Source organism: Streptomyces sp. ASQP_92 (assembly GCF_025399895.1).
GTDB lineage: Bacteria > Actinomycetota > Actinomycetes > Streptomycetales > Streptomycetaceae > Streptomyces.
This window is the reverse complement of record NZ_JAODUA010000046.1, coordinates 1-8878: the sequence shown is the minus strand read 5'-3', so window position 1 is coordinate 8878 and position 8878 is coordinate 1. Positions and strand designations below refer to the sequence as shown.

The following is an 8878-nucleotide window of genomic DNA, read 5'->3' as shown; positions in this document are numbered from 1 at the left end:
GAAAGCCCTCGTACGCGCCCTCACCAGCACACGACTCCTGCCCGCCTCCCAAGTCCCCCGAGCCGTCCTCCAGGAACTCGCCGGACACCGCGGCCCCATCGAAGCCGACGACGACGCCATGGTCGTCTGCCTCGACTGGCACGGCCGCCAGAACACCGAGTGAGCTGACGGACAGGCAATTCCCGTTGTGGTCCCGGCGACGCGTTTCTCCTTGAGCGCGCCAACTCCCGCCTGCGCGGCACCCGAACCGCCATGCCCGGCGTCGCGGGGCCGCCTGCGGGCAACCGGATGAGTCGTTGCGCGCTCGGCCACCGCCGTCTCCCACACCCGCCCTCGAAGCCGCCGCCCCGCCGCCCCGCCTCCCCGGCGACGGCAGCCGGGAGTTCTGCCCCTCCCCTTCCGCGGCGGCGGATCCAGGGCGCGGGGCCCCGGGAACACGTCGAACGGATCGTCGCCAAGGACCAGGAGGAGGCTACGACCATGACACGCGTAAGCAAAAAGAAAGGCGGCTTCGCTGGGTAAATTTTGGTCATAATTCACCCGGCGAAGGCCGCCTGTCCCGCTTATTTCATTTCCGTCGAAAAACGCGAGCGGAAATCAGGAGGGCGTCAGCACTTCCAGACGCCGGTGACGTTGTCAAAGACACTCTTGTCGAACTTCTTGCTGCTCTTCTTCCCAGCAGGAGCCGTGACACACGCCGACATGTGGTTCTCCTGGTTCTTGGTGTCGAAGAACTCCACACGATACTTCACGCTGTGGTTGCAGTGGTTGTTGTAGTAGACGGTGACGGTATTGTTCCCGGGCGTGTACGACGTGTTGAAGCGGTTCACCCTCGGGTTGTTGTCGCAGCCCCACGAGGTGTGCACGGCGGCCGCCGACGAAGCAGCAGCAGAGGTCTCAGCCTGCGGCGCGGCGTAGGCAGTGCTGCCGAGCAGAGGCAGAGCCAGCACCGCAAGAGCCGTGGCCTTGGCGCCCATACGAAGAGTATTCATTACGAAATTACCCCCTGAGAAAAGACTACTTGCACCCCGCACTTGCCGGGTGCAATGAACTCTCGCACGCAAAGTAGACCATGGGCAATCCGTTTGAGCCGAACTTGAGGTGTCGATCTTCGCGGCCTGATTGTGTGCGAAATTTGCGCGATGCCACATGTCGGCCTGGTCTGGCAGCGAAGGGTGCCGATCTTCCTTATCGTCCAGGTTTCCCGTACGTGTGCGGCCATGAAGCATGTGCGGTGCTCAGTGTCGCGGCGGGACGGTATCGTGCTCGGCTCCCGGGACCACGAAGCGTCGCCCGGTTGCCTGGCTTCACGGGTCGATCTGCCGCCCTGCCGGCTGGCGATCGCGGCTCGGACGCTCTTGCCGGAAACTGCCTACATGACGGGCGGCACCCTGGGCCGCGTGGCCCATGTCAATGCTGCGCTGCTCCAGCGACATCGCTCTGGGCGGGGCGTATCTCCCTGGTCCGCGCCGTATTGGTTCGCGGGGTTCGACTGCCCGGTGGCAGGGTGCCGCTATGGATCAGGCCGAGGTATTGCTCATCGGAGGGCGCGCTGGCGTCGGCAAGACGGCGGTGGGATGGGAGGTCTCAGCACGACTGCGTGTGGCGATGGTTGCCCACTGTGTGATCGAAGGCGACTTCATGGGGCAGGCACATCCCGCTCCGGAGGGGGACCCACGCCGCAGGAAGATCGCCGAGCGCAATCTGACGGCGCTCTGGTCGAACTACACCGAACTCGGGTACCGCCGTTTGATCTACACGCAGACGGTGAGTGTTCTGGCCGAGAACGAGGGCATGTTCCGGCGTGCCATGGGTGCGGACGTCCGCGTCGTACGGGTGGTGCTCACCGCGTCCGATGCCACCGCTCGTGAGCGGCTGAGTGGTCGGGAACGAGGCTCGGAGCTGGAGCGGGAACTGGAGGGCAGCGCCCGCAAGGCGCGGCTTCTGGAGGAGCAGGCGCCGCTTGACACAGTGCGAGTGGCGACCGACGGACGGACCGTCGTCGACATAGCGCGCGAGGTCGTGCGCGCTACCGGATGGCTGGCGGGCATATCCGGGTAGCCCCCTCGCCCACTCGAGGTCGGGCCCAGATGGGGCCGTCGGGGCGGCATTGGAGAGGGTGTACTCCAGCCAGGGTCGGAAGATCACCGGTTACCAACCTCCATGAGGGAGCCATGGCCGTCACTTACCTGATGCTCGCGCGGCCGCCTGAAGGAGGCTTGGGCGCCTTCGACACGCCGCCAAGAAGCACCCGTCCCTGATGTGCGGCTGGGGCCAGGGCCCCTGGCAGCGCCGCCGATCTCCGGTGCTGGTGCTGGTGCTGGTGCTGGAGTCGGGCCTCGGGCCTCGGGCCTCGTGGCCTCGGGTTCGCGCAGAGCCGGCTGCCAGGCCTTGAGGAAGACACAGCCGACCCGCGCGCCGACATCGGCGATCTCCTCGTCCGGGCCGCACGGCGTGGCAGGATTTCTCAACCCCGTACGGTTTGACCAGCTCCGGCGTTGCGGCCCGCCTGACACATGTTCCTCGACGGATCGGTACTCGACACATGGGGGCGGTGTTGGTAGCTGCCGACGGCGCCGCTACCCAGTACGGATACTGCTTACGTATGGGGCCGGCACCGGCACGGGAGGCACGCATGCATACGGACGACACGCCGCATGCGCCAGGCATGGCAGGTGACACGGACCGCCGTCGGCGGTGGGATGGGACGGTTTCGCGTCGAGCGGCCGTAACGCCTCTGTTCCTTGCGGCGGGAGTGGTCTACAACGACTGGCTGCTGCAGTTCTGGGTGCCCACCGGGCTCGACCAGCGCGACTCCTACGTCAGCGAGGCGTTCGCTGCCGACCAGCCGTATCGCGTGCTGTTCAGTGGGGTGGAAGTGCTCTGCGCGGCGATGATCCTGGCGGGCGCATGCCTTGTTGTCCCCGCCCTGTCGTGCCGGTGGGCTCTCGCCGGATGGGCGGCTCTCGCGCTGCTCGCGGTGTGCTCGATCGCGGATGTCGCGCTGCCGATACGGTGCGCACCGTCGCGGGAGGCGGACTGCCCGGTGGACAACGTCGCGCATACGGTGACCAGCGGTCTGGTCGACTTCGCCGTGTTCACTTCGATAGCCGCTCTCGCTGTCCACGCCCGATCCATCGCCGGCCGGCACAGTCACGCCGGCCGCTGGGCTCGCTGGCTGCTGCCGCTGTCCATGATCGCTGCGATCGCCTCGGCCGGCCCCTACATCGGCATCGATGGCGGACAGGGCATCGCTCAACGAGTCCACCTGGTCACCGTCGGCATGTGGTTGTGGCTGCTGTCCGCCGAGGCGTGGCACCGACGGTTGCCGAACCCCGAAAAGTCCCCGGTGAAGGGAGAGTTGACCGGGTGAGGAGAGCGTTCAGGGGTCAGGTACCTGCGCTGTCCGTCAAGGACACGGTGCTGATCGTGGACGGCAGCTTGGTCCCCGCCCGGGATCACACCATCATCACGGGCCTCGCGACACGGCGACGTCGAGAACCAGGAGCCCGGTAGCCTTTCGCCATGAGTGATCAACTGGCCTCCGGCGGGCGGGACTTCGGTGCGGCCAGGGGAACCGTCGGGTATGCCGAGACGGCGGACGCGCTGGCCGTCCAGTACGAGGAAGTCACCTTCGACGAACTCCACCGCGACGTGCTGCATCTGGTTCCGGCCGAGCCCGGCCGCATCCTGGACGTGGGCGCGGGGACCGGACGCGACGCCGCCGCGCTGGCGGCCCGTGGACACAGCGTCGTGGCTGTCGAACCGACCGCGGAGCTGCGGGCGCATGGACGGCGAATCCACGCGGACAGCGGTATCGCTTGGGCCGACGACGCTCTTCCGCACCTCACGCTGAACCGGCACCCGGGTTCATTCGACGCCGTCTTCACCACTGCGGTCTGGATGCACCTGGACGCCGAGGAACGCCGATACGCGATGGCGAGGATCGCAGCGCTGCTGGTCCCTGGCGGCCGCTTCTTCCTCAACCTGCGCCACGGCCCCGTACCCGATGGCCGCCACATGTTCGCGGTGTCCGCCGCCGAGACAGTCGAGCTGGGGAACACCTACGGGCTGCACACGGTCCACCGCGGCGAGCGTCCCGACCTGCACGGCCGTGACAGCGTCCGGTGGACCTCCCTGGTGCTCCGGATGAACGCCGCCGACACCTCGCCCCACTGAACGCGAGGCGGTCCAACAGCCGTTCTGCCTCGGGGAGTTGGTGCCGGTACGCGCCGCGGTGATGGACGCTGCGGTTTGCCCCGCGGGACACCGTAGGGAAGTCCGAGTTGCCCGGGGCAGTCAGGCCTCCGCCGAGTGGCCGGAGGCCCTCAGGCCTCCGTATCCGGCGCCCTCCCATAGATCTCGGCGTACTCCTGCCCGGACAGGTCGCCGATCGCCTGGACGATCCTGTCCGTGACGGCCCGCCGGGCCTGAGCCGGGCGCAGTTCGGGCTGGGACCGGGTGCAGTGAAGGGGCGTGCCGAACTCCACGGTGATGCGGTGGTAGCGGGGCAGGCGTCGGCCTACGGGCTGGAGGCGTTCGGTACCTGTCAGTGCCACCGGCACGACGGGTGCTCCGGTCGCCAGGGTGAGCCAGGCGACACCGGTCCGTCCGCGGTAGAGGCGGCCGTCGAGGGAGCGGGTGCCCTCGGGGTAGATACCGAAGGCACGGCCGGCGGCCAGGACCTGCTCGGCTGCGCCCAGCGATGCCTGAGCGCCGCGGTGCGCCCGGCGGTCGACCGGGATGCACCCGAAGGCGGTGAAGAAGAGGCGGGTGAGGGCGCCTTGGGCTCCGATGCCGGAGAAGTATTCGTCCTTGGCGAGGAAGTGGACAGGGCGCGGGGCCAGGAGGGCGATGACGATGCTGTCGATGAACGACAGGTGGTTGCTGGCGAGAATGACCGGGCCGCGCCGCGGGACGTTGCCGCGGCCGCGGATGACGGGCCGGTAGATCAGTCGCAGGAGTGGGGCGAGTGCGAACCGGGCGAGGGAGTAGAGCATCGGTTGGCCTTTCAGGGGCAGGTGACGACCTGGCCGGCCCAGGACAGACCCCCGCCGAAGCTCAGCAGCAGCACGGGGGTGCCGGCGAGTACCTCGCCGCGCTCGACGAGCTTGGACAGCGCGAGCGGGACCGAGGCGGCGGAGGTGTTGCCCGAGTCGACGACGTCCCGGGCGATCACGACGTCATCGCGCAGTGCGAGACGTCGGGTGAGTGCCTCGATGATCCGCAGATTGGCCTGGTGCGTGACGACCGCGGCGAGGTCGGTGGTGGCGATGCCGGCACGCCGGCAGGCTTTCTCGGCGATGGCGGGCAGTTCGCTGGTGGCCCAGCGGTATACCGTCTGGCCCTCCTGGGCGAACCTCGGTTGCCAGGCGTCCTGTAGCCGCACGGCGTTCCCGCGGGTGGGGTCGGAGCCCCAGACGACGGGGCCGATACCTTCGTGGCCCGCCTCCGTCGAACTGATCAGGGCCGCGCCCGCGCCGTCGCCCAGGAGAACGCAGGTGCTGCGGTCGCTCCAGTCGGTGACGTCGGACATCTTCTCGGCGCCGATGACGAGGGCGTGCCTGGCCGCTCCCGCCTTGAGTGAGTGATCCGCGCAGGCCAGGGCCGTGGTGAAGCCGGCGCAGCCGTTGTTCAGGTCGAAGCAGACGGCGGACGGGACGTCCAGACGAGCGGCGACCTGGGCCGCGATGGAGGGGCAGCGGTCGACGGCGGAACAGGTCGCGACGGTCACCAGCCCGATCTCCGCCGGTGCGAGGCCGGAGGCGGCCAGGGCCTTCGCCGCGGCGGCCGCGGCCATGTCGGTGACGGACTCGTCCTCGCCCGCGACCCTTCGTGTGACGATCCCGGTGCGTCGGCGGATCCAGTCGTCGCTGGTCTCCACGAGCTGTTCGAGGTCCGCGTTGGTCAGCTCACGGGACGGCTGATGGTGGCCCATTGCGGCGATTCGGGTTCCCGGCATGAAGTGCTCCTCGGTCGAGCTGCGGTGCGGGCTGGGGCGGTGCCGCCGCAATATAGCAACCGATCGGTCGGAAGCTAAAGAGGTGAGGAACGGATACCATGCCGTGCCATGAGCCCTCGCAACTCCGTCCTCGAAGCCGGCCGTACCCGTCAGCGCATCGTCGAGCGCGCTCTGGTGCTCGCGTCCGTGGAGGGCCTGGAGGGGCTGACCATCGGCCGGCTGGCAACGGACCTGGGGATGAGCAAGGCCGGCGTGCTCGGTCACTTCGGCACGAAACAGAGCCTGCAACTCACCGTCGTCGACGCCGCGGCGGAGATGTTCGCCCGCGAGGTGCCGCAGCGGGCCCGGGGCCTGCCGTCGGGGCTGGCGCACCTGGACGCGCTGTGCGAGGCATGGGTGTCGTATCTGGAACGCGAACTGTTGCCCGGCGGCTGCTTCCTCACAGCGGCCGCGGCGGAGTTCGACGGCCGCGGCGGACCGGTGCGTGACGCCATCGCCGGCCTGGAGTCACTCTGGCGCCGCGACCTGAGCATCCACATCCGTCGCGCCGTCACCGAAGGCGGCCTGCCCGCGACTACCGATCCCGACCAACTGGTGTACGAGCTGGTCGGGATCATGCTGGCCCTCAACCACTCCCTGCAGCTCCATCACGACAAGCGAGCACCTGAACACGCCCGACGCGCAGTGCAGCGGCTTCTGCGGACCGACTGACGGAGCGTCAGATGCCGCGACCCAGCTCTGGCACGGCTGAACGCCCGATGAGGCAAGGATCGATTCCGCACGCGACAGGAACAGGAAAGGGAAACCGCGGGGGGTGAAGACAGCACCGCGTGTCCCCGTCCGACAGCGGATCTCACCTCGTCCTCGCTTCAGTGGGCGGATGCGCCGAACTCGGCATGCTGGGCACGCCGTACGAACTCCGTATCGTCGCCCGGTTCGCGGACGGGAGGAGGAAAGACAAGCCGGCGCGCTTCCTCGCGCGCCTGGGACAGGAGAGCCCGGAATTCTTCGTCCGTCATCGAGATCGCCTCCTCTCGGCCCGACCCCGCTTCAGGAGCCTTACAAGGGATTCGTCGCGAAATGGTGCGCAGATTGCTCCCTTGGACGATGAGTACCGGCGCCTCGATCGCGGGTGCGGTGACCAGGAGCGCCCGGCCTGCGTAGCCGGGCTTTCGCTCAGGCCCCGGGGATGGCCATGAGGGCCAGAGGGGCGGTGGTGGGCCGGGTGGAGCCGCCCATCGGCTCTACGGTGATTCCCATGCCGGTCGCATGGTCGAGGGGGCCGGACAGCAGGACCGCCTCGGTGCTCCGGGTCGCGTTCATCAGGCCGGCGGACCGCATGGTGCCGGCGTCGTCGAACCAGAGCTGGTAGACCTTGCCGGCGGGGGGGCCGCGAGAGGGGTGGCGCGGCCATCGACCGCACGCCACCCGCACTGAAGGACCGGGCGATCCGTCACTTCGGCACCAACGACAAACTCGTCCTCCAGCTCGGCATCCTCGCCGCCCTGGCCCTGCTCGCTCTGGTGCTCGGCGTGCCGGCACTGCGCTTCCGGCGCATCGGCGCCACCAGGGGGTGCTCCTGCTCGGGCTCGTGGGAGCGCCGGCCACGGCCCCGTGCCGGTTTGGCGTCGGGCGCCATCCGCTGCGGGTAGCCCGTCCTTGCGGAGTGTCAGGTGGTGAGGGCCTCTTCGAGGGTTTCGCGGCAGTCGATGACGACGTCCACACCGACGATGCTCATGGTGCGCATCACCATGTCCGTCGGTGCGGCCAGGCGCAGCCAACCGCCCGCCTCGGTGAGGGCGTTGTGGGCGGAGATGAACATGTTGATACCACTCGAGTCCATGAACGTGACCTGGTGCAGGTCGACGACGACGCGGGGACTTGAAGCGTCGGCGCTGTTCAGGGCTTGGTCAAGCGTGTCCTTGGTCTCGTAGTCGATTTCTCCGGACACGGTGATCACGCGCACACCGTCGGTGTCGGTGGCCACGATCGAGAGCTGCTCGGGCTGCTCAGCGTGGTCTGGGCCCGTTGTCTCTGTCTCAGCCATGCGGCGATCCTGGCACACTCGGCCCCGTCGCTGTAGTGCCGCCGGCGTGCTGGGGAACGAGCCTTCGTGCGAGGGTCCGACGGAGGGTCGTGTCGTGGTCCGGTGATGGGCGGGGGCGCGAACCGTGTTGGGGAGGGGGCGGCCGGTGGGCGTGCTCGAGGCGGATTCGGTGGGGGAAGACGACGCGGCGCCAGGGCCTCGGCCCGTACAAGCCAGTGTGGCTCTGGACGGGGACGGTCCTTGCATCGCACAGGCCCGCCATTCGGCCTCGGACTTCCTCGCCCGGATGCGGTCCGAGCACGGAGTGCCGGTCTCGCGGCGTGCCATGGATCTGACGTGCCTGGCTGTCAGCGAGCTGGTCACCAACTCCCTCAAATACGCTCCGGGGCCGGTGCTTCTGGATCTCCGGATCCAGGGTGGGACGGTGGAAATCGCGGTGTGGGATTCCGATCCGGTGCTGCCGGTCGCGCGGGCCGCGGACGCCGGCCGGGTCGGACAGCACGGCTTGGAGATCGTGATGGCGGTCGCGCAGGGCTTCGAAGCGCGCAAAGAGACGGTCGGTAAGCGAATCACCGTCCGCATCGCCCTGGACGACGCCACCTGACGAACCCTCCTTCCGGGACGCGTCCGGCCTCACCACCCCCTGATCGCCGCTCGCCGTCACGCTCCGCTCGTTGCCCGAATCGTCGGGTCGCGTAAGACAGGTGACGGACATGCGCAAGGAAGCCGCCCAGCGGGTCGAGCTGGTCTTCTCCGTGTGCGATGTTCCGGCCTTGTCCCCCCTGCCCCTGCGGGGCCCGCACCGGCTTCCCGCACGAACCCACGGTCTTCCCAGCTGCGGTCAACGGGCCTGGCAGCGGGCGGGCGGG

The 8878-nt window shown here is 68.7% G+C and carries 10 protein-coding genes and 3 pseudogenes; 7 read left to right on the top strand and 6 right to left on the bottom strand.

The genetic code is table 11. The features are described from left to right. Positions 1 to 163 (top strand): annotated as a pseudogene (locus N4G70_RS36730) (phosphatase); the annotation flags it as partial. Between the two features lie 445 nt (positions 164 to 608). On the opposite strand, the gene N4G70_RS36725 reads toward N4G70_RS36730, so the two are convergent. After that, a complete protein-coding gene (locus tag N4G70_RS36725) occupies positions 609 to 992 on the bottom strand; it encodes a hypothetical protein (protein WP_261717129.1) in 384 nt (127 codons plus the stop codon). Between the two features lie 523 nt (positions 993 to 1515). On the opposite strand from N4G70_RS36725, the gene N4G70_RS36720 reads away from it, so the two are divergent. From N4G70_RS36720 to N4G70_RS36710, 3 genes are all read left to right on the top strand, one after another. Beyond that, positions 1516 to 2061, top strand: a complete 546-nt coding sequence (locus tag N4G70_RS36720) for an AAA family ATPase (RefSeq protein ID WP_261717128.1) — start codon at positions 1516 to 1518, stop codon at positions 2059 to 2061. A gap of 574 nt (positions 2062 to 2635) precedes the next feature. Next, positions 2636 to 3373 (top strand): DUF998 domain-containing protein, encoded by a 738-nt coding sequence (locus N4G70_RS36715; RefSeq protein WP_261717127.1) that lies wholly within the window; start codon positions 2636 to 2638, stop codon positions 3371 to 3373. A gap of 152 nt (positions 3374 to 3525) precedes the next feature. Then, positions 3526 to 4179 carry a bifunctional 2-polyprenyl-6-hydroxyphenol methylase/3-demethylubiquinol 3-O-methyltransferase UbiG gene (locus tag N4G70_RS36710; RefSeq protein ID WP_261717126.1) on the top strand — a complete coding sequence of 218 codons (654 nt, stop codon included), beginning with the start codon at positions 3526 to 3528 and terminating at the stop codon, positions 4177 to 4179. Positions 4180 to 4328: 149 nt separating this feature from the next. Here N4G70_RS36710 and N4G70_RS36705 read toward each other — a convergent pair whose 3' ends face one another. Together N4G70_RS36705 and N4G70_RS36700 are read right to left on the bottom strand one after the other, a co-directional pair. Beyond that, positions 4329 to 5000, bottom strand: a complete 672-nt coding sequence (locus tag N4G70_RS36705; protein WP_261717125.1) for a 1-acyl-sn-glycerol-3-phosphate acyltransferase — start codon at positions 4998 to 5000, stop codon at positions 4329 to 4331. Between the two features lie 11 nt (positions 5001 to 5011). Beyond that, positions 5012 to 5962 (bottom strand): beta-ketoacyl-ACP synthase III, encoded by a 951-nt coding sequence (locus N4G70_RS36700; protein WP_261717124.1) that lies wholly within the window; start codon positions 5960 to 5962, stop codon positions 5012 to 5014. Between the two features lie 108 nt (positions 5963 to 6070). Between N4G70_RS36700 and N4G70_RS36695 the strand changes: the two genes are divergently transcribed. Then, positions 6071 to 6673 carry a TetR/AcrR family transcriptional regulator gene (locus tag N4G70_RS36695; RefSeq protein WP_261717123.1) on the top strand — a complete coding sequence of 201 codons (603 nt, stop codon included), beginning with the start codon at positions 6071 to 6073 and terminating at the stop codon, positions 6671 to 6673. Positions 6674 to 6831: 158 nt separating this feature from the next. Here N4G70_RS36695 and N4G70_RS36690 read toward each other — a convergent pair whose 3' ends face one another. Next, positions 6832 to 6981: a hypothetical protein gene (locus N4G70_RS36690; protein ID WP_261717122.1), complete on the bottom strand. Its 150-nt coding sequence runs from the start codon at positions 6979 to 6981 to the stop codon at positions 6832 to 6834. Between the two features lie 157 nt (positions 6982 to 7138). Next, a pseudogene (locus tag N4G70_RS36685) lies at positions 7139 to 7351 on the bottom strand (anti-sigma factor domain-containing protein); the annotation flags it as partial. Positions 7352 to 7374: 23 nt separating this feature from the next. On the opposite strand from N4G70_RS36685, the pseudogene N4G70_RS36680 reads away from it, so the two are divergent. Continuing rightward, a pseudogene (locus N4G70_RS36680) lies at positions 7375 to 7568 on the top strand (molybdopterin-binding oxidoreductase); the annotation flags it as partial. 63 nt (positions 7569 to 7631) lie between these two features. Here the strand turns inward: N4G70_RS36680 and N4G70_RS36675 are convergent. After that, positions 7632 to 8009, bottom strand: coding sequence for an STAS domain-containing protein (locus tag N4G70_RS36675; RefSeq protein ID WP_261717121.1), 378 nt, complete (start codon positions 8007 to 8009; stop codon positions 7632 to 7634). A gap of 169 nt (positions 8010 to 8178) precedes the next feature. Between N4G70_RS36675 and N4G70_RS36670 the strand changes: the two genes are divergently transcribed. Next, entirely contained in the window at positions 8179 to 8613 is a 435-nt protein-coding gene (locus N4G70_RS36670) for an ATP-binding protein (protein WP_399038129.1), read from the top strand. Positions 8614 to 8878 lie beyond the last annotated feature (265 nt).

Excerpts from the sequence above, each read along its gene's own strand:
- N4G70_RS36695 (WP_261717123.1), top strand. The coding sequence starts at position 6,071 with ATGAGCCCTCGCAACTCCGTCCTCGAAGCCGGCCGTACCCGTCAGCGC.
- N4G70_RS36710 (WP_261717126.1), top strand. The coding sequence starts at position 3,526 with ATGAGTGATCAACTGGCCTCCGGCGGGCGGGACTTCGGTGCGGCCAGG.
- N4G70_RS36705 (WP_261717125.1), bottom strand. The coding sequence starts at position 5,000 with ATGCTCTACTCCCTCGCCCGGTTCGCACTCGCCCCACTCCTGCGACTG.
- N4G70_RS36690 (WP_261717122.1), bottom strand. The coding sequence starts at position 6,981 with ATGACGGACGAAGAATTCCGGGCTCTCCTGTCCCAGGCGCGCGAGGAA.
- N4G70_RS36700 (WP_261717124.1), bottom strand. The coding sequence starts at position 5,962 with ATGCCGGGAACCCGAATCGCCGCAATGGGCCACCATCAGCCGTCCCGT.
- N4G70_RS36720 (WP_261717128.1), top strand. The coding sequence starts at position 1,516 with ATGGATCAGGCCGAGGTATTGCTCATCGGAGGGCGCGCTGGCGTCGGC.
- N4G70_RS36715 (WP_261717127.1), top strand. The coding sequence starts at position 2,636 with ATGCATACGGACGACACGCCGCATGCGCCAGGCATGGCAGGTGACACG.
- N4G70_RS36675 (WP_261717121.1), bottom strand. The coding sequence starts at position 8,009 with ATGGCTGAGACAGAGACAACGGGCCCAGACCACGCTGAGCAGCCCGAG.
- N4G70_RS36725 (WP_261717129.1), bottom strand. The coding sequence starts at position 992 with ATGAATACTCTTCGTATGGGCGCCAAGGCCACGGCTCTTGCGGTGCTG.